The sequence below is a fragment of the Symbiobacterium ostreiconchae genome (genome assembly GCF_055396975.1).
Genome location: NZ_AP042454.1, coordinates 1,411,044 through 1,428,963 on the forward strand (window position 1 = coordinate 1,411,044; position 17,920 = coordinate 1,428,963).

Sequence of the window (17,920 nt, forward strand, 5' to 3'; positions counted from 1 at the left end):
CTACCTCCCCCCGAGCATGGCGAGCACGTCCAGGATGTTCTCGTAGAACGCCTGCTGGGTGTGCCCCCGGCGAATCTCGTTGTAGATGGCGCCGTCCTTGATGAAGATGATGCGGCTGCAATAGCTGGCGGGCACGGGGTCGTGGGTCACCATCAGGATGGTCACGCCCAGCCGCTCGTTGAGCGTCCGGAACAGCCCCATCACGTCCTTGGCCGCCTTGGAATCCAGGTTACCGGTCGGTTCGTCCGCCAGCACCAGGGCCGGGCTGTGGATGACCGCCCGGGCGATGGCCGTACGCTGCGCCTGCCCGCCCGAGATCTGGTAGGGCCGCTTGTCGAGGATGTCCTCGATACCCAGCAGGTCCGCCAGGTCCGCAAGCCGGCGCTCCATGTCGGCCACGCCGACCCCCTCCAGGCAGAGGGGGAGGAAGATGTTCTCCCGCACCGTCAGCGTGTCGAGCAGGTTGAAGTCCTGGAACACGAAGCCCAGCTTCGTGCGCCGGAAGCGCGCCAGTTCCTCTCCGGTCAGGTGGTGCGGCTCCACCCCGCCCACGAGGACCTGGCCGGTGGTCGGCGCGTCGATGGTCGAGATGACGTTCAGCAGGGTCGTCTTCCCGCTGCCGGAAGGGCCCATGATGCCCACGAACTCACCCTGGCGGACCGCAAAGTCCATCCCGCGCAGGGCCTGATAGGGCACCGGCCCCTCGTAAACCTTGGTCAACCGTCGTACCTCCAAGATGTTCATGGCGTGACACCTCGCTGTTGTACGCAGAATACCGTTTGTCCGTAGCGTGGCCTGTACACCTGTATCGTAGGCCGCCGGGCCGCGCAGGGCTATCGACGGGGATGACACGGAGATTACACTTTTGTCACCTTGCGCGCACCGGTGCGGAACAAGCAGCCTGACCGCACCGCCGCAGGAAGGCGGCGCGGTCAGGCTGTGCGCGTTCGGACTGCCGGCTAGCGGAACCGGATGGTCACCGTCGTTCCCCGGTTCTCCTCCGACTCGATGGTGAGGTCATGCCCCAGGGCGTCGCAGATCTTCCGGACCAGGTAGAGCCCGATGCCCGTCGTCTCGCCGAACACCCGGCCGTTCCTGCCGGTGAAGTACAGGTCGAACACCCGCGGAAGGTCCTCGGGGGCGATGCCGACGCCTTCGTCGGAAACGGAGAGGATTCGGTCCGTTCCCTGCCGGGCGATGCGGATGGTGACGGTCTTGTCCGGCCCACCGGAGTACCGGATGGCGTTGGTCAGCAGCTGGTACAGCACATGGGACAGCCACTTGCGGTCGGTGTGCACGACCTCCTCCCCGGAGGCCTCCACCACGGGGCGGATGCGCCGCCGGATGAACTGCCGGCGCAGATCCCCGACCACGGCGTAGGCGAGCCGCGTGAGGTCGACGGCCTCGACGCGGAAGTCGTGGTGGAACGAGTCGATCCGGGACAGGTGGAGCACCATGCCCAGACTGTGCTGTAGCCGGTCGATCTCTTGCTGCAGTTCGCCGGCGCAGGGGAGCTCGTCCTCATGGTCCTGTACGATGAGGTGAAGGGCCGCAATCGGTGTCTTCATCTGATGGACCCAGTTGTGGAGGAAGTCCAGGTGCTCTTGCTTCTCCTGCAGGGCCTGCCGGAACTCCCGCTCCGCGAGCGACTGCAGGTCTGCCATCCTGGCCAGGCTCGCCCGCGGCAGCGCCCCCGTCGCCCGGACCTGTGTGAACTCGCCCACGCGCTGCGGCCGGCTGTCAAGGAAGCGGTAGTATGCCCAGTTGGCCGCCAAGCGCCAGGCGAGCACGGCGAGGGTGAGGAACAGCGTCAGGGCGAACAGGTACAGCAGGTTTCCCGCCGTCAGAGGCGGGCGCAGGACCGCAAAGGTGAACGCGAGCAGCGAGAACTGCAAGACCGTGAGCACGATGAAAACGGCGTGTTCGCGCAGAAACGTCTTCACTTACGTCCCACCATTCCAGGTGACGCGGATGCGGTACCCGATTCCCCGCACCGTCTCGATGGCGTCGCCCAGTCCGAGCTCGTCCAGCTTCCGCCGCAACCGGGCAACGTTGACGTTCAGCGTGTTCTCGCTGACGAAGTGGGTGTCATCCCACAGCCTCTCCAGGATCTGGTCCCGGGCCACGGCGCGCGGGTACTTGCTGATGAGCAGCCCCAGCAGGTCGGCCTCCTTCTTCATCAGGCTGACCCGCCGGCCGCCGAAGAGCACCTCGGGCCGTTCCGGGTAGAAGGTGAGCCCGTGGAACGGGATGACCCGCTCGCTCTCCAGCGGCGCCCCGGCCAGGTCGCCGTAGCACCGGCGGATCTGCGCCCGGATCTTGGCCAGGACGACGTCGTAGTAGAACGGCTTCGTGATGAAGTCGTCGGCCCCCTGTTCGATGGCCATCACCTGGTCCATCTCCCCGTCCCGGGCGGAGATGAAGATGATCGGGCAGCCGGACATGCGGCGGATCCGCCTGCACCAGTAGTAGCCGTCGAACCGGGGCAGGTTCACGTCCAGCAGGACGAGGTGCGGGTCGGTCTCCCGGAAGGTCTCGTCGATGGCGTCGTACTCGTCCGCGACGATGACTTCGAACCCGTTCTTGCGCAGATGGCTGGCCAGCCGCTGTGCGATGGACGGGTCATCTTCAGCGATCAACACGCGGTACAGCGCAAGCACCTCCTCCGGCGCAGCCCAGCCGGCTGCGTGTGAAGCAGCAGACCAGGGTGGCGCGGCCACCCTCGTCCTACTGCAGGAGAGACCTGGCGTACTCGATCTCCGGGCCGTATTCGGCCTCGTCCTTCACCGGCGTCTCCAGCACCACGGGCAGGCCCTCGAACGCCCCGGAGCGCAGCAGCGCCGCGATGCCCGCCTCGCCGATGAAGCCCTTGCCCAGGTTGGCGTGGCGGTCCTTGCGGCTGCCGTGGTCGAACTTCGAGTCGTTCAGGTGGACCGCTCTCAGCAGGTCCCAGTACCCAATGGAGCGGGCGCGCGCCACGAAGTCTTCCCAGTCCTCCGGCCGGTAGATGCCGGCGGCAAAGGCGTGGCAGGTGTCGAAGCAGAAGGCGATGCGCTCCGGCTGCTCCACCCGGCTGCGCACCTCCATGAGCTCCTCCAGCCGGGTGCCCAGCTCGGAGCCCATTCCGGCGGTGTTCTCCAGCAGCAGCGGGCACGGGCCGGTGTAGGCCTCCAGCAGCCGGTTCAGGGTCTCCACCATGCGGGCCATGCCGTACGCCTCACCCTGGCCCACGTGCTTGCCCATGTGGCACACGCAGCCGATGGCGCCGAACGCCTCCGCGTTCTCCAGGTCCTGCTTCAGCGAGGCGATCGAGACCGCCTGCAGCTCCGGGTCCGGCGTGGAGAGGTTGGTGATGTAGGGCGCATGGGCCACCGCTACCAGTCCGTACTCCGCCATCAGGGCGCGCCCCCGGGCCGCGGCCTCGGGGTCGGCGGCCTTTCCCTGGAACGCCCGCGGATTCTTCGTGAAGAACTGGAACGACTCGCAGCCCAGCTTGTGGGCGTTCTCCACCGCCTGGGGGAACCCCTTGGCGATGCTGATATGGCAGCCTAGCTTCAACTGACTTCACCTCAATGTAGTTTGACTCTCCACGGGCCTTCTGCGGTATGTCGGTGCGCTGAATGTACAGGACCTCCTCGACAAACTCATTCGGGTTCGCCGGGAGCGGATCCATCCAGCCGCTCCCGACGCCTCTATGATCTCCCCGCACCCGAGCCGCCGGCCGCAAGCGCGAACGAGAACGTGGTTGACACATGCTCCTCGCTCCGGACACTGATCTCGCTTCCATGCCGTCTCACGATCGACTGCGCGATCGGGAGGCCCAGCCCGAAGCTCCCGTCCTGATGCGTGCGGGAGCGGTCGGCCCGGAAGAAGCGGTCGAACACCCTCGGCAGGTCCTCCCTAGCGATCCCCGGCCCGCTGTTGGCGATCGAAAAAACGATCCGCCGCCCCATCCGGGCCAGCGAGACCGTGATCCAGCCACCCGGATCCGCATACTTGACCGCATTGTCGAACAGGATCTCCACCGCCTGCCGGATGCCGTCCGGGTCGCCCACCGCAAACAACTCCGGCTCGATCGAGCGGGTGACGGTAAGGCCTTTGCCTGCCGCCGCCGCTTCCATCGACCGGGCGACCTCCTCGACCATCCAGCTCACATGGAACCGCACGCGGCGGAACTGCAAGCGTTCATCGTCGGTCCCGGCCAGAATCAGCAGCTCATGGACGAGTTTCGCCATCCGGTCCGCGCCGCCCCGGATGTATTCGATCCACTTCATCTGATTCCGGATCGCGTCGTCCGGATTCGCGGCCAGGGCGTCGCAGTTTGCCCGGATGACTGAGAGCGGCGTTTTCAGCTCGTGGGAGGCGTCAGCCACGAACTGTTTCTGCTTCTCCCACGCATCCCGGATCGGCCGGATCGCCCGGTTGGCGAAGTGCAGGCTTGCCGCGGAAATGACGACCAGCGTGCCGATGCCGACCAGCACCAGCGTCGTGAGCAGTCGGGCGAGCGCCTGGTTCATCTCCGTGACGTCCAGGAACAGGATGCTGTAGTTGTGCTGCTCCACGGCAAGCGGCTCGCCGTCTTGCCCGACGATCCGAACGCGGATGGGCGAGACCGAGTACCGCCACTCCCGGCCGTCCGACCGGATCACCCTGTCCACGTCCCGGTTGTTCCAGGCGATCGCCGCGAGCCTCCGGTAAGACGACTCGGGCAGCGGCACGGCGGATTCGATCCGGACGATCTCGCCGCTTTCGTCCACCTCGACATGGAACGTCCCCGCACCATCCGCCGCTGCTGCGCTCCAGACCGCGGACGGATCACCGTCCGCTTCCGCCGTCCGGTCGGCCCTGTCCGCGACGGATTCGACCCGCATCTGCGCCTGCGGATGCGCCTGAAGCCGCGCCCGGATCTCCGCCTGGAGATTGCCGTACATGATGAAATAGACAAGTCCGAGCGCCAGGATGATGACGCCCGACGTGACAGACAGGTTCAGGAGCAGAAACTGGTTGCGCAATCGCGTGAACACGCCCCGTCACCCCCGCACCTTCAGTACGTAGCCGGCGCCCCGAACCGTCTCGATGACCGCCGCCGAACCGAGCCCGCCGATTTTCTTGCGAAGAAGAGAGATGTACATCTCGACGCGGCTTTCGTCCGCATCCGTGTCATAGCCCCACACTTTCTCGATCAGCATCTCCTTGGACGTGACCAGGTTCTTCCGTCGCATGAGCCACTCGAGGAGCTGCGATTCCTTCGGCGGCAGCCGGATCTCGGCGCCGCCGGAGCGAAGCGTGTAAGCGAGCGGATCGAGCGCAAGATCGCCGCAAGTCAGCAGCCCGTCCTGGTGATAGTCGGGGGACCTTCGGCCGAGCGCCCTGAGCCGGGCGAGCAACTCCTCCGTCCGGAACGGCTTCGCCAGGTAATCGTCGGCGCCGGCGTCGAGCCCTTTCACCTTGTCATCCAGTTCCCCCCTGGCGGTGAGCAGCAGGATCGGTGCCACGATCCCGTTCCCGCGCAGCTCCCTCAGAACGCGCAGACCGTCCATTCGGGGCAGCATGACGTCCAGCACGATGATGTCATAAATCCCCGTCAGGCCATTGTCCAATCCGTCTTCCCCGTCAAAAGACAGATCGACCGCATACCCGTTCTTCCTCAGCACCTGGCCGACGGCCTCCGCCAGCGGGACTTCATCTTCGACCAGCAGAATCCGCATATCGGCATCCCCTGCCATTCATCCGTAATCCCGAAGGTCCATTGTAGGCCGGAAACCTTTGGGCAACCTTAACGGGAAATGAGACCGCATGGCATTCGCGGGCAAAGGTTCGCCAAAGGTTCGCGGGTTACGATCGGTCATGCAAGGCAGCGCTGCTTGCAAATCGAGATTCCGGAGGGATGGCAAGGATGACGTTGAAGATCGGAAGCAGAACATGGGCCCTGCTGGCCGCATGCGCAGTGCTTGTCGCCGCCGCCGGCGCCGTGTCGGCGTCCGCATCCAGCCCGTACAACACGCTGCAGGTCAAGGTCGAGGACGGCGTCACGCGCTACTCCACGGACGACGGCAAGACGTGGAGCACTGAGGCGCCGGAAGGCGTGACGCGGGTGACGGATGCGGACGGCAAAGTGACCATCACGCGCGGCACCGCTCCCGCGGAGGGAGATGGCGGCACGGAGGAGGGCCTCAGCGAAGGCAGCCCGACCGACATTTCAAGGGTGTCGAGCCTGCTCGTCAAGGTGGAAGACGGCGTGAAGCGGTACTCCACGGATGGCGGCAAGACGTGGAGCGCGAAGCCACCCCGTTGAGCCCATGAATGCAAGGTCCGCAGCGCGGAAGTGGCAGGCTGCTCCGCACTGCGGACCTTGCTTCTTGAGCCGGAAACACGGGGCTGTCCGTCGGATGCCCCGGAGCGCAGGGAGGCAGCGACGCCTGCCTTGCCGGCAGCCTGGCGCCTTGCCGGCGGCGACGCACGACAACGGTCAGTGCGCCCGCACGTAAAGGACCTCCTCGATAAAATCGTCCGGGTACGGCGGCAGCGGGTCCGTCCAGCCCATCCGCGCCGCCAGCCCCTCCGCCACCCTGGCCGCCACCCGGGCTCGGGAGGGGCTGGCGAGCTGCATCCGGCGCTGCCAGTAGCCCCGCGCGGGCAGGAGGTCCTCCTCACGCAGCCGCAGCACGTGCTCCCGCAGCCGGTTCAGGTCGGTGACCGGCGCGTGGGAGAGCCGGTCGGGCACCACGGGGAGCTCGGAGGGCCGGTCACGCACCACCACCGTGCCCGCGGCCAGGTCGCCCAGACGCTGCCGGCGGCCCGTGGCCAGGATGCAGACGGCGCCGATCAGGTAGTAGACCGGCAGGTAGTCCACGATCCGCAGGAAGTTGCGGATCACCACCTGCAGGAAGGTGACGGGCATGCCATTGGCCTGGACCACACGGATGCCGGCGACACGCTTGCCGATCGTCTGGCCGTTCCACAGCGCCTCGAAGAGGAGTTTGTAGAGGAAGAACAGGAGTGCGACGCCCAGGAACAGAATTGCGAAGAAGAACAGGGCGACCGTATCGGAAGCTGCGCCGGATTCCGCCGCCCACAGGGCCGCCACGGGAAGCCCGATGAGAATCACGGCGAAGGCGACGGCGTACTGGATGACGGCGTCGATCAGGGCGGCCAGAAAGCGGCTGCCGAGCCCGACCGGCTCCAGCGCCAGATCTACGCTTTCCGGCGTATCGATGCGGATGGGATCCATGCGCTCACCTCGGGGGAGGGCTGTCTTTCGTGAACCAGGACCAGTTCGTGGCCCGGCGGCAGGCGGCGTGGAAGGAGCTGGCCGACATCCTGGCTGCTGCGCAGCGAAAGGGACCGCGGCGGCTGCCGCTGGAGCAGGTGGAGCGGCTGGGCCTGCTCTACCGCCGGGCGGCCTCCGACCTGGCCTACGCCCGGACCTACTTTCCCGGCGGCCACGCCGCCGCGTACCTGAACCAGCTGGTCTCCCGGGCCCACAACTTGATCTACGCCGAGGAGCCGCAGCGGCTGCGCTCGCTCTGGCGGCTCTTCGCCCGCACCGTTCCGGAGACGGTCCGGGGGGCCTGGCGGCCGCTGCTGCTTTCCGCCACCCTGATGATCCTGGGCGGGCTGGCGGGCTTCTTCGCCATCCTGTACGACCCCAACCTGGCGGAGGCCCTGGTGCCGGCGGAGATGCGCTTTCACGAACCCGCCGCGCCCGACGGCGACATACTCCCGGTGCCTCTCCGCTCGGTCGTCGGCACGGCCATTCTGATCAACAACGTGCAGGTGGCGCTGCTGGCCTTCGGGCTGGGTGTGACCCTCGGGATCGGCACAGCGCTGGTGCTCCTCCACAACGGGGTGATCATCGGCGCGCTGGCCGCCCACTACTTCCGGGCCGGCCTCTCGCTCTCCTTCTGGGCGCTCATCCTGCCCCACGGGGTCCTGGAACTGATGGCGATCTTCCTGGCCGGCGCCGCCGGTTTCTGCCTGGGCTGGCCCATCGTCGCGCCCGGCCGGCTGACCCACAGGGCCGCCTTCTCGGCCGGGGCCAGGCGGGCGGGAATCCTGATCCTGGGTTCGCTGCCCTTCTTCCTGGTCGCCGCCGCCATCGAGGGGTTCATCACCCCCATGAGCAGCCTCTCCGAGTGGGGCAAGTACGCCGTGGCCGCCGTGACCGGCGCGCTCGGCCTCGCCTACTGGGCGCTGGGCGGGCGGAAAAACCCCGGAACCGGGGACCGCCTCACAGCCGGCCCTGCTCCTTGATCTGCAGGTACTGGTTCACCACCGCCGCGGAGAACGAGGACGGCGGCACGTCGATCACCAGAACGCCGCTGTGCTGCAGCCTGGCCCGGGTCTCCTCCCGCTGTGCCAGCACCTCCAGCGCGGCGGCCTTTTCATAGGTTTCCTGGGTGCTGGTGGGCATGCACCGGCTCAGGGCGAGCAGGGCGGGGTCGGTGAGGGTGACGGCCAGCACAAGGTGGCGGCCCGCCAGTGCCGCCAGGTGGGCGGTAAGCCCCCGGTTGATCTCCGGGTCCACCAGGTCGGTGAACAGCACGACCAGCGACCGCTTGCGGTGCCGGGTGGCGAACCAGGCCAGCATGCGCCCGTAGTCGGGCTCCACCTGCTCCGGCTGGACGTCGTAGACCGTCTCCAGCATCGCCATCACCTGCCCGCGGCCCTTCCGGGGCGGGACGAAGGCCCTGACCTCGCCGCCGAAGAGCATCATGCCCACCTGGTCCCCGCGCTCCGCGGCCACCGTCGCCAGCAGCATGGCGGCGTTCAGCGCGTAGTCCAGACGGGAGAGCCCCCCGATGTGCGGGATCATCAGCCGGCCGGCGTCGATGAGGAGCATGATGGGCTGGGAGCGGTCGGCCTGATAGAGGTTGGTGATCAGGGTGCCCCGGCGGGCGGAGGCCGGCCAGTTGATCGCGCGGAACGCATCCCCGTCCTGGTACTCCCGCAGCGACTCGAACTCCGTGCCTGCGCCCCGCAGGCGGGCGCGCTTCAGCCCCTCCATCTGCCGGCCCCGGCGCAGGGCCACCTCGTACTGGCGAACCGGGACCAGGTTCGGGTACACCCGGACCTCGTCGACCAGCGGCCAGGTGATGGTGCGGTTCCACAGCCTCAGGGGGGAGCGGTACCGGCCGTGCAGCGGACCGATGGCGTACCGCCCGCGCCGGGCAGGCGTGACCCTGTAGCCCGATTCCACCCAGACGCCTTCGTGCAGACGCACCGCGGGCCAGGCCTCCGGCGGCGCCAGGTGAAGGGGCAGGTCGTCCAGCACCTCCAGGGTCACGGCCGCCCCGTGGCAGCGGAACGAGAGCCCCACCGGGTTGGCCTCCCCCAGCGAGAGGTGGCTGTCGACCCGGCGCACGGCTTCGATGGTCCTGCGGGAGGCGGCCAGGTCGGCGAGGGCCACGCCGGCCAGGAGCGCCGCCAGGGCGAGGCTGAGCCAGAGCAGCCCCGGAACGAGCGCGGGCACGGCGGTGAGCGCGAGCAGCACCGGCAGCGCAGGCGAGGGGCTGAACCGGGTGATGACGCGGCCGGCCTTCATCAGCGCGGGACCGGCTGGGACTGGAGGATCTGCTCCAGCACCTGGTCGGCCCGCACCCCCTCGACTTCGGCCTCGGGGCGCAGGATCACCCGGTGGCGCAGCACCGGGTACGCCATCTCCTTGATGTCGTCGGGCACCACGTAGTCGCGCCCGCGCAGCAGCGCCAGGGACTGGGCGCATACCAGAAGGGCGACCGCGCCGCGCGGGCTCGCCCCCACCGAGAGGGTCGACCACTCGCGCGTGGCCCGCACGATCCCGTTGATGTAGTCCAGCACCTTCGCCTCCACCGTGACGCTGCGGTGCGCCGTGCGCAGCGCCAGCAGCCCCGGCCCGTCCAGCACCTGCTCGATCCCCGCGCGCGCCAGTTCCTGGGCCCGGAAGCCCTGGTAGTGGCGTTCCAGAATCGCCCGCTCCTCCCCGGCATCCGGGTAGCTCATCTGGATCTTCATCAGGAAGCGGTCGAGCTGCGCCTCGGGCAGCGGGTATGTGCCCTCGTACTCGATGGGGTTCTGGGTGGCGATGACCATGAAGGGCTCCGGAAGGGGGAGGGGCTGCCCGTCGAGGGTCACCTGCCGTTCCTCCATGGCTTCGAGCAGGGCCGACTGGGTCTTGGGCGGGGTGCGGTTGATCTCGTCCGCCAGCAGCAGGTTGGTGAAGACCGGGCCCCGCTTCACCTCGAACGTCAGGTCCCTGGGGTTGAAGACCGTGGTGCCGACCACGTCGGCCGGCATGAGGTCGGGCGTGAACTGGATGCGGCGGAAACTCACCCCCAGGGTCTGTGCCAGGCTGCGTACCAGCAGCGTCTTGGCCAGCCCGGGAACGCCCTCGATGAGCACGTGGCCATCGGCCAGGAGGGCGACCAGCATCTGCTCCACCACCCAGTCCTGCCCGACGATCACTTTCCGCAGCTCGGCCTCGATGCGGCGCAGCGTCTCAACCGTCTCGGTAACCGGCATGCTCCATTCTCCTCCGCAGGTTTTCCGCCTGCCGGGCCAGTTCGATGAGCTCGGCGTCGGCGGGGTTGTCGTCCGGATCAGCCGTGCGCTCCAGAAGGCGGGCGATGTCCTCAGCCGGCACGCCGCACCGGGCCGCCGCGCGTCCGGCGATCTCCCTGTGGCTCAGCCCCTCCGCACCGCCGGTCAGCCGGCTGAACTCCGTGCGGAGCGAACGGTGCAGGGCGCGCAGGACCACGGCGCGGGCCCCGGCCCGGCGGTAGAGCCGGCTCATGGACTGCACGTATTCCACGGCGGCCCGGGGCGGCCGGTCCGGCGCCGGCAGCGGCGAGCCGAAGCGGGCGCCGTACGACCAGAACAGCAGGGCGACCGCGGCCGCCAGGAGCAGCCCCGAGGCCTGCAGGGGCCCCCGCAGGATCTGCCACCAGGGGCTGGTGAAGCCGTGGTGGTACTCGTCGAACGCGACCTGCCCGCCGTCCGGCGGCATGAGCAGCTGCAGGGCCAGCTCCAGATTCTGGGCCTCACCGATGCGCGCGTTGCTCAGCCACTCGGTGTCCGCTGACCAGAAGATGCGGCCCTCGCCCACCCGCCACGACACCAGCACGGGCCGGCCCTGCCCGTCCTTCAGGTGGACCAGCCGCTCGGGAGAGGTGCCGCGAAAGCGGCTGCCGCCCACGGAGACCGCCTGCACCCCGGCGGTGGCCGGGTGCGGCGCCGCCGGGCGGGCCACGTCTTCCTGATTCTGCGGGTCCCAGCCGTCGAACCCGGCCACCGGCCCTCCCAGGAGGGCCGTGCCGCCTTCGGCGACCCAGGCCTCCAGGGCCCGGATCTCCGCGGGCTCCAGGCTGCCCACGTTCCAGATGACGAGCCGCTGTACCCTGCCGTCCAGGCCGTCCAGCGGGCGGGTCCAGCGCTGCGCGAACCCCTGCTCGTCCAGGACGGCGTAGATGGCGGAGAGCCCCTGCGGGGTCTGCGACCAGGAAGAGCCGGGCCGCACGGACCGGGACCGGTCCTGCGCGTCGCCCAACAGCACAGCCAGGAAGACCAGGGCGATGAGGCCTACGACGATCGGCCAGGCGTCGCTGCTCCGCTTCCGGATGGTGCATCCCCCTCTCGCCAGAGCATGAGCACGAGGGACTCCGCCTGCCTGTACACCTCGGCCTGTGCAGGGCGGCCGCCGTAGAGGCAGCCCTCCACGAGGTCGTGCAGGCTTCGGAGCGCAGGGACCCACTCCGGCCGCTGCCGGGCCAGCCGGGCCTCATGCTCCCGGTTGGTGTGCGACGGCCGGTAGCGGATGGCCCCCACCTGGTCCAGACGCAGCAGCAGACCCAGGTGGGCCAGCCGCAAGGCCGAGAGGTAGTCGCTCCGGCCGGCGGCATCCTGCGCCGCCTGGAGCAGCTCCGCCGGCGCCGGCGGGCGCGCAGGCGCCGGGCCGGCACTGGCTCGCCGCACTCCGTCTTGCCCCGCCCCGTGGCCGGTCACATTGCGGTAGAGGACGAAAGCCGCCCAGGCCAGCGCCAGCGCGCCGATCGCGCCGGCGGTCCACCAGGCCGCCGGCGGCAGGGGCCCGGGGTCCATCCGCTCCGCCTGGCGGAAAAGGAGGGCGTAGAACCGCTCCCGGAGCTGCTGCAGCAGGGACTGCCTGGCCGCCGCGGCGAGCGCCCGGTTCAGGGCGGCGCGGGCGCCGGGCGCCTCGACGGGGGCGGCGGCGGCCAGTTCCCGCGCGGCGTGCAGATGCTCCTCCAGCACCCGCCGGGCAGCGGGCAGCGCCGCCGGATCCGCTTCCGCCGCGCGCAGGGCGTCCGCCAAGTCCGTGAGGTCCGCCCCCGTGAGGCCGGCCTCGGCCTGCACCTGGTCCACGTCCGCCAGCCGACCGGCGGCTGTGCCGACCTTGCGGCGCGCGGCGTCCTCGTCGCCGGCGCGCCGGTCCCGCTCCGCCTCCGTGACGAGGGTGAGCGCCTCCTCCAGCCGGTCGAGGTACGCGTCGGCCGGAACCGGGGCCGCTGCCGCTGCGGCCGGCAGCCAGAGCAGCAGAGCGAAGACGATGAGCACACGCCTCATGGCTGGAAACCTGGGGGGCCTGCCTCCGCCTGCTGCTGGGCCATCGTCTCCAGGTCGTAACCCTCCCTGCGGATCCGCGTGTCGAAGTAGACCAGGGTGAGGCCAACCGCCATGAACGGGGTGATGACGGTGGCCACCAGCCCATCCATGAGGGAGGTCAGGGCTATGGGCACCAGGGAACCGGTTGGGGCTGCGACGATGCCGGCGACGAAGCTGAAGGGCCCCACGACGATGTAGCTGAGCACCGTGCCGAGCAGGGTGAAGACAATGCCCGTGCCCAGCAGCGGCCAGAAGCGCGACTTGACCAGCTCAAAGGAGCGGGCGAGCGCCGCGCCGGCGCCCTTCTGCTCGATGAGCACGGCGTGGCCCGTGAACACCGTGAACGTTGCGAGGGCAATCAGACCCACGGGAATGGTAATGAACGCCAGGACTACCAGCCCGGCCAGGGCAAGCACGGGAATGGCGACGATCCACAGCAGGGCGAGGAGCACGTATGCCCCCAGCATCGACCCGAAGCGGGCGGCCCCCACGCGGAACGATTCGCCCAGCGACACAGGATTCATGTGGAGCACGGCGCGGGCCGCGACGTCGATCAGCGCGCCCTTGTAGAGCGGGTAGAGCAGCAGAAACGCCACCGGGTAGAGGAGCATCAGCCAGCCCAGTGTGATCAGGCCGGAGAAGTCGCCAAGCTCGGCGGCGGCGAAGATGTTGATCAGGGGGTTGCCGAACATCGTGGCGCCCATGCCGGGCGTCGCCCACAGCATGAAGAGCGAGGTAAGGAAACCGGGTATGGCGGCGATCAGCCCGATGGGCAGCAGCGAGCGCCATGAGCGCCCAAAAACCCGGAAGGTCTGGTCCAGGATCTGGCCCAGGTCCCGGGGCTTGAGGACGGTATCGGCAGAAGCCGGCAGATGGATGGACATAGCAGGACCTCCTTAGCAAACGGCCGTGATCTTACCAAGCTTCTATCTCTAACGACGAGATCCTGCCCGCATTTCTGCACGAACGAAGCAGGGAGCGGTCGTCCGCTCCCCGCGTGCATCAGCCTTTCACTTCGGTCCAGATCTGATCGTACACCTGGTTCATCTCGTCGCCCAGGTCGTCCAGCGACTCCGCGTTCCTCAGCCATTCCGCCGGCGGGTTGATGGCCGGGTTGGCCAGGTCCTCCGCGGCGATGTACGGAAGGGCCGCCTTGTTGGGGTTGCCATACGGATACTCCGCGGAGACGCGGGCGCTGACCAGCGGATCCAGCAGGAAGTTGATGAACACCTCGGCGGTGTACTTGTGCGGCGCGTCCTTCGGAATGGCCACGTTGTCGATCCACACGGTCACGCCCTCAGGCGGCAGGATGTACTGGTACGCATCGCTCTCCCGCATCACCAGGGCCGCCTCTCCGCTCCACACGACGCCGCCCCAGACCTCGCCGCCCAGCAGCAGGTCCTTCGGGCTGTCGCTGTTGAAGGCCTTCACGTTGGGCTTCAGGGCCTTCAGCTTCTCCTTCGCCAGGGCCAGGGCCTCCGGTTCGGTGGTGTTGAGCCCGTAGCCTTCGGTGCGCAGGGCGATGCCGATCATCTCGCGGGCGTCGTCCGGAACGACCAGCTTCCCCTGGAAGTCGGGGTTCCACAGATCCGCCCAGGACTGAACCTGGTCGGGGCTGATCTTTTCCGTGTTGATGACGATCCCCGTGGTGCCCCACACGTAGGGCACCGAGTACTTCAGGTCCGGGTCGTGGTCGAGCCCCCGGAAGCGCTCATCGATGTTCTTCAGGTTGGGGACGTTGGCGTGGTCGATCTCCGCCAGCAGCCCCTCCCGACGCAGCACCTTTACCATGTAGATCTCGGGAAAGACCAGGTCGTAGCCCGACGCGCCGGCCTTCAGTTTGGCGTGCATCTCCTCGTTGCTGGAGTAGGTGTCGTAGTTGACCCGCACGCCGTAGAGCTCTTCGAACTCGCGGATGACCGACTGCGGCAGGTACTCCGTCCAGTTGAACACGTTGAGCTCGGCCGAGAGCCGGCTCATGTCCACACTCGGATCCCGTTCGGGCCGGGGAAGGTCGGATGCGCTGCCCGTGCTCCCCCCGACCGAGCATCCCGAAAGGGCAACGGCCGCCATCAGCACCGCGGCCATCACGAACCCCACACGCTTTCTCATCCCGCTCTTCCTCCTACATCGCAACTAGATTCGGTTTTCGGTAAGCCGCAGGTACAGGGCGGTGGCAACGCCCGTGACCAGGACCATGATGGCGGACAGGGCATTCACCTCAGGGGTCAGGCCGGTCTTCATCATCCCGTAGATGCGCAGGGGCAGGGTGGTCGACCCCGGACCCGCGGTGAAGAACGAGAGGATGAAGTCGTCCAGCGAGAGGGTGAAGGAGAGCAGCACGGCGGCGACGATGGCCGGCATCAGGAGGGGGAGCGTCACGTGGCGCAGGGTCTGCCACGGGGTGGCGCCCAGGTCGCGCGCCGCCTCCTCCAGCTTCTCGTCCATGTCGCTGAGCCGCGCCCGCAGCACCAGCACCACGTACGAGATCGAGGTGCCGATGTGCGCAGCCAGGATGGTGCCCAGGCCCAGCGAGATCCCCAGGGCCGTGAACAGCACCAGCGCGCCCACGCCCAGCACGATGTCGGGCAGCACCAGGGGCACGTAGAGCAGCCCCTCGATCCAGAGCCGGCCGGGGACGCGGCGCCGGTGCAGGGCCAGCGCCGCCGCCGTGCCCAGGGCGGTCGCGATGATCGCGGTGGCGCCGGCGATGATCAGGCTGTTCTGCACCGCTTCCCACAGCAGCCGGTTGTGGAACAGCCGCACGTACCAGTCCAGGGTGAAGCCCTTCCAGACCGCGCTGGTGCGTGAACTGTTAAAGGAAAGGATGACCAGCAGGAAGATGGGCAGGTAGAGGAACCCGTAAACCAGTGCGGCATGCAGCCGCAGCCAGCCGCCGCCCCGCTTCACCGCTTCACCTCCCCGCCGTCGATGCGCCCGGCCCGCTGCACCACCAGCGCGACCACCAGCACCAGGGCGGTGAGGGTCAGCGCGATGGCGGCGCCGAAGGGCCAGTTGCGCGCCTGCAGGAACTGATTCTGGATGAGGTTGCCGACCATCATCGAGCGGGCGCCGCCCATGAGATCGGGCACCAGGAACATGCCGAAGGCGGAGATGAAGACCATCATCGACCCGATCAGGACGCCCGGGCGGGAAAGCGGCCACGTCACGTTCCAGAACGCAGCGACGGGGCTCGCCCCCAGGTCCTGCGCGGCGGCCAGGAGGCGGTCGTCCAGCTTCTCCAGGTTGGCGTAAAGCGGCAGGACCAGCAGCGGCATCAGGGTGTAGACGAGTCCGACCTGCACCGCCGCCTCATTATAGAGGAGGGGGAGGGGGTCGTCAATCACGCCGATGGCCATGAGAGCGGAGTTGATGACGCCCTGCGCCCGCATGAGCACCATCAGCGCGTAGGTGCGCACCAGGAAGTTGGTCCAGAACGGGATGACCACCAAGAGGAGCAGCCGGCCGCGCCGCTTCAGCGGGCTCCGGGCGATGTAGTAGGCCAGTGGGTAGCCCAGGAGCAGCGAGAAGAACGTAGCCAGCCCGGCCTGCACCACCGAGCGCACGAAGATGCGCAGGTAGAGCGGGTCGAGCAGGCGGCTGTAGTGCGCGAACGTGAAGCCCTCCGGCCAGGGCGAGTCCGGAGCGATGCGCACCGCAAAGCTGTAGGCCAGCATGAGCAGCAGCGGCGCGGCCACCAGGGCCAGCAGCCAGATCACCGTGGGGGCCAGCATGGCCCAGCCGGTCCGCCGGCTCATGGCGCCACCACCACGCAGTGCTCCGCCGCGAAGCGGAGCTCGACCTGGTCGCCGATGTCGGGTCCGGGTCCGGCGGGCAGGAGCGCGGCCAGGCGGCGGCCCGCCACCTCCACCATCAGGCGGGTGCCGGTGCCCACGAAAAGCCGTTCGGCCACGATGCCGTGCACCCGGTTCTCCGCGGGCCGCAGCGGCGCCGTCGAGCCGGACCAGCGAACCTGCACCTGCTCGGGGCGCAGGGCCACCGTCGTCCTGCCGGGCTGCAGGTGGCGGCTGACCTGCAGCTGGTAGTCGCCCCAGCGCAGGTGCCCCGTGGCCATGCCCTCGCCCTCCAGCAGGTTGGCCTCGCCCAGGAACTGCGCTACGAAGCGCGTGGCCGGGCGCAGGTAGACCTCCTCGGGCGTTCCCACCTGCTCCACCCGGCCATTGCGCATCACCGCGATGCGGTCCGACATCGCGAGCGCTTCCTCCTGATCATGCGTCACATATAGGAAGGTCGCCCCCAGCTTGCGCTGGAGCTGCCGGAGTTCGACCTGCATCGCGCGCCGGAGCTGGAGGTCGAGCGCCCCCAGCGGTTCGTCCAGCAGCAGCACCTTGGGCTCCATGACCAGGGCGCGCGCGAGCGCGACCCGCTGCTGCTGTCCCCCCGAGAGCTCATGGGGGCGTCGGTTCCCCAGGTCGCCCAGCCGAACCAACTCCAGGGCCTCGGCGACCCGGCGCCGGATCTCCGCCGGGGGAACCTTTTTCATGCGCAGGCCGAACGCGACGTTGTCAAATACGGTCATGTGCGGGAACAGCGCGTAGTGCTGGAAGACCGTATTGACGGGCCGCTTGTACGCTGGGAGTCCCTGAACGGGCTTGCCCGCCAGCCAGATCTCTCCGGAGGTGGGCTCCTCAAATCCGGCCAGCAGCCTGAGGGTCGTGGTCTTCCCGCAGCCGCTGGGCCCGAGCAGCGTCAGGAACTCGCCCGGACGAATTTCGAGGGTAAGATCGTTGAGGGCTTCGGTCGAATCGAACGTTTTCGACACGCCCCGAAACTCGACCATGTTTTCCGTAGCGACCTCACGCCTTTCTCCAAGAGTTGGGGCGTGTGTGCCTGCCGATTCGACAGGACCACACGCCAGCCTTCATCATTCGTCCCCAGGGGGGGCGGTTCCTTCATGTCAGGCGTGTAAACCACAAAAAATAAACGACCGCCAGCGCTGGCCGGCGGTCTCGGGCGATTTTTCCTATATTCTTGCCGCTCTCTGGGTGTGGATCACCCGCAGATGCGTTTTCCGGCGGTGATGGGTCCGGCGGGCCTGCCGCCGCCGGGACACGGTGTGGGTAGGAGCCGGCAGTTCCGAGATGACCATCGCCGCGATGAAGGCCACGGCGATGATGAGGAGGCAGAGCAGCGCGTGGGTTTCGGGCGTTACTGGGAAGATCAAGTCGATCGCCTCCTCTCGCCGACGGCGCCTCGCCTGTGTTCGTGAAATCTCGAACGATCCTTGCCATCTTTATTCTAATACGGCCCACCCGGGCGTGCCTATAGCCACAATGCCCTATATCGAACCAACCGTCCCTAC

19 protein-coding genes are annotated in these 17,920 nt (G+C 68.3%); 2 read left to right on the forward strand and 17 right to left on the reverse strand.

Going from position 1 to position 17,920, the window contains the following annotated elements:
* The 6 genes from ACZ5UM_RS07045 to ACZ5UM_RS07070 form a co-directional block, all read right to left on the reverse strand.
* Nucleotides 1-744 (reverse strand): ABC transporter ATP-binding protein, encoded by a 744-nt coding sequence (locus ACZ5UM_RS07045; protein WP_464847791.1) that lies wholly within the window; start codon nt 742-744, stop codon nt 1-3.
* A 215-nt stretch (nt 745-959) separates the two neighbouring features.
* Nucleotides 960-1,943 carry a sensor histidine kinase gene (locus ACZ5UM_RS07050; protein WP_464847793.1) on the reverse strand — a complete coding sequence of 328 codons (984 nt, stop codon included), beginning with the start codon at nt 1,941-1,943 and terminating at the stop codon, nt 960-962.
* A complete protein-coding gene (locus ACZ5UM_RS07055) occupies nt 1,944-2,651 on the reverse strand; it encodes a response regulator transcription factor (protein ID WP_464848305.1) in 708 nt (235 codons plus the stop codon).
* 76 nt (nt 2,652-2,727) lie between these two features.
* Nucleotides 2,728-3,558, reverse strand: a complete 831-nt coding sequence (locus tag ACZ5UM_RS07060; protein WP_464847794.1) for a deoxyribonuclease IV — start codon at nt 3,556-3,558, stop codon at nt 2,728-2,730.
* A 134-nt stretch (nt 3,559-3,692) separates the two neighbouring features.
* Nucleotides 3,693-5,024 (reverse strand): sensor histidine kinase, encoded by a 1,332-nt coding sequence (locus ACZ5UM_RS07065; protein WP_464847795.1) that lies wholly within the window; start codon nt 5,022-5,024, stop codon nt 3,693-3,695.
* 6 nt (nt 5,025-5,030) lie between these two features.
* A complete protein-coding gene (locus ACZ5UM_RS07070) occupies nt 5,031-5,708 on the reverse strand; it encodes a response regulator transcription factor (protein WP_464847796.1) in 678 nt (225 codons plus the stop codon).
* A 188-nt stretch (nt 5,709-5,896) separates the two neighbouring features.
* On the opposite strand from ACZ5UM_RS07070, the gene ACZ5UM_RS07075 reads away from it, so the two are divergent.
* Nucleotides 5,897-6,295, forward strand: coding sequence for a hypothetical protein (locus tag ACZ5UM_RS07075; protein ID WP_464847797.1), 399 nt, complete (start codon nt 5,897-5,899; stop codon nt 6,293-6,295).
* Nucleotides 6,296-6,469: 174 nt separating this feature from the next.
* Here the strand turns inward: ACZ5UM_RS07075 and ACZ5UM_RS07080 are convergent, their stop codons facing one another.
* A complete protein-coding gene (locus ACZ5UM_RS07080) occupies nt 6,470-7,231 on the reverse strand; it encodes an RDD family protein (RefSeq protein ID WP_464847799.1) in 762 nt (253 codons plus the stop codon).
* 29 nt (nt 7,232-7,260) lie between these two features.
* On the opposite strand from ACZ5UM_RS07080, the gene ACZ5UM_RS07085 reads away from it, so the two are divergent.
* On the forward strand, nt 7,261-8,253 hold the full coding sequence (locus ACZ5UM_RS07085) for a stage II sporulation protein M (RefSeq protein WP_464847801.1): 993 nt from the start codon (nt 7,261-7,263) through the stop codon (nt 8,251-8,253).
* On the opposite strand, the gene ACZ5UM_RS07090 is transcribed toward ACZ5UM_RS07085, so the two are convergent.
* From ACZ5UM_RS07090 to ACZ5UM_RS07135, 10 genes are all read right to left on the reverse strand, one after another.
* A complete protein-coding gene (locus tag ACZ5UM_RS07090; RefSeq protein WP_464847802.1) occupies nt 8,231-9,544 on the reverse strand; it encodes a DUF58 domain-containing protein in 1,314 nt (437 codons plus the stop codon). The genes ACZ5UM_RS07085 and ACZ5UM_RS07090 overlap by 23 nt on opposite strands.
* Entirely contained in the window at nt 9,544-10,500 is a 957-nt protein-coding gene (locus ACZ5UM_RS07095; protein ID WP_464847803.1) for an AAA family ATPase, read from the reverse strand. Before ACZ5UM_RS07095 ends, ACZ5UM_RS07090 begins: the two co-directional genes overlap by 1 nt.
* A complete protein-coding gene (locus ACZ5UM_RS07100; RefSeq protein ID WP_464847805.1) occupies nt 10,478-11,530 on the reverse strand; it encodes a DUF4350 domain-containing protein in 1,053 nt (350 codons plus the stop codon). The genes ACZ5UM_RS07095 and ACZ5UM_RS07100 overlap by 23 nt, the downstream gene beginning before the upstream one ends.
* A gap of 26 nt (nt 11,531-11,556) precedes the next feature.
* Nucleotides 11,557-12,558, reverse strand: coding sequence for a DUF4129 domain-containing protein (locus ACZ5UM_RS07105; protein WP_464847806.1), 1,002 nt, complete (start codon nt 12,556-12,558; stop codon nt 11,557-11,559).
* Nucleotides 12,555-13,481, reverse strand: coding sequence for a DUF7847 domain-containing protein (locus tag ACZ5UM_RS07110; protein WP_464847807.1), 927 nt, complete (start codon nt 13,479-13,481; stop codon nt 12,555-12,557). The genes ACZ5UM_RS07105 and ACZ5UM_RS07110 overlap by 4 nt, the downstream gene beginning before the upstream one ends.
* Nucleotides 13,482-13,599: 118 nt before the next feature.
* Complete coding sequence (locus tag ACZ5UM_RS07115) at nt 13,600-14,709, reverse strand: polyamine ABC transporter substrate-binding protein (RefSeq protein ID WP_464847809.1); 1,110 nt, start codon at nt 14,707-14,709, stop codon at nt 13,600-13,602.
* Between the two features lie 24 nt (nt 14,710-14,733).
* Nucleotides 14,734-15,507: an ABC transporter permease gene (locus ACZ5UM_RS07120; RefSeq protein WP_464847810.1), complete on the reverse strand. Its 774-nt coding sequence runs from the start codon at nt 15,505-15,507 to the stop codon at nt 14,734-14,736.
* On the reverse strand, nt 15,504-16,355 hold the full coding sequence (locus ACZ5UM_RS07125) for an ABC transporter permease (RefSeq protein WP_464847811.1): 852 nt from the start codon (nt 16,353-16,355) through the stop codon (nt 15,504-15,506). Before ACZ5UM_RS07125 ends, ACZ5UM_RS07120 begins: the two co-directional genes overlap by 4 nt.
* Nucleotides 16,352-17,398: an ABC transporter ATP-binding protein gene (locus ACZ5UM_RS07130; protein WP_464847813.1), complete on the reverse strand. Its 1,047-nt coding sequence runs from the start codon at nt 17,396-17,398 to the stop codon at nt 16,352-16,354. The genes ACZ5UM_RS07125 and ACZ5UM_RS07130 overlap by 4 nt, the downstream gene beginning before the upstream one ends.
* Nucleotides 17,399-17,581: 183 nt before the next feature.
* Complete coding sequence (locus tag ACZ5UM_RS07135; RefSeq protein WP_464847815.1) at nt 17,582-17,782, reverse strand: hypothetical protein; 201 nt, start codon at nt 17,780-17,782, stop codon at nt 17,582-17,584.
* Nucleotides 17,783-17,920: the final 138 nt, after the last annotated feature.

What these genes read in the sequence shown, in the direction of transcription:
- ACZ5UM_RS07080 (WP_464847799.1), bottom strand. Translation starts at nt 7,231, where the DNA reads ATGGATCCCATCCGCATCGATACGCCGGAAAGCGTAGATCTGGCGCTG.
- ACZ5UM_RS07130 (WP_464847813.1), bottom strand. Translation starts at nt 17,398, where the DNA reads ATGGTCGAGTTTCGGGGCGTGTCGAAAACGTTCGATTCGACCGAAGCC.
- ACZ5UM_RS07115 (WP_464847809.1), bottom strand. Translation starts at nt 14,709, where the DNA reads ATGAGAAAGCGTGTGGGGTTCGTGATGGCCGCGGTGCTGATGGCGGCC.
- ACZ5UM_RS07125 (WP_464847811.1), bottom strand. Translation starts at nt 16,355, where the DNA reads ATGAGCCGGCGGACCGGCTGGGCCATGCTGGCCCCCACGGTGATCTGG.
- ACZ5UM_RS07110 (WP_464847807.1), bottom strand. Translation starts at nt 13,481, where the DNA reads ATGTCCATCCATCTGCCGGCTTCTGCCGATACCGTCCTCAAGCCCCGG.
- ACZ5UM_RS07075 (WP_464847797.1), top strand. Translation starts at nt 5,897, where the DNA reads ATGACGTTGAAGATCGGAAGCAGAACATGGGCCCTGCTGGCCGCATGC.
- ACZ5UM_RS07090 (WP_464847802.1), bottom strand. Translation starts at nt 9,544, where the DNA reads ATGAAGGCCGGCCGCGTCATCACCCGGTTCAGCCCCTCGCCTGCGCTG.
- ACZ5UM_RS07095 (WP_464847803.1), bottom strand. Translation starts at nt 10,500, where the DNA reads ATGCCGGTTACCGAGACGGTTGAGACGCTGCGCCGCATCGAGGCCGAG.
- ACZ5UM_RS07105 (WP_464847806.1), bottom strand. Translation starts at nt 12,558, where the DNA reads ATGAGGCGTGTGCTCATCGTCTTCGCTCTGCTGCTCTGGCTGCCGGCC.
- ACZ5UM_RS07070 (WP_464847796.1), bottom strand. Translation starts at nt 5,708, where the DNA reads ATGCGGATTCTGCTGGTCGAAGATGAAGTCCCGCTGGCGGAGGCCGTC.
- ACZ5UM_RS07045 (WP_464847791.1), bottom strand. Translation starts at nt 744, where the DNA reads ATGAACATCTTGGAGGTACGACGGTTGACCAAGGTTTACGAGGGGCCG.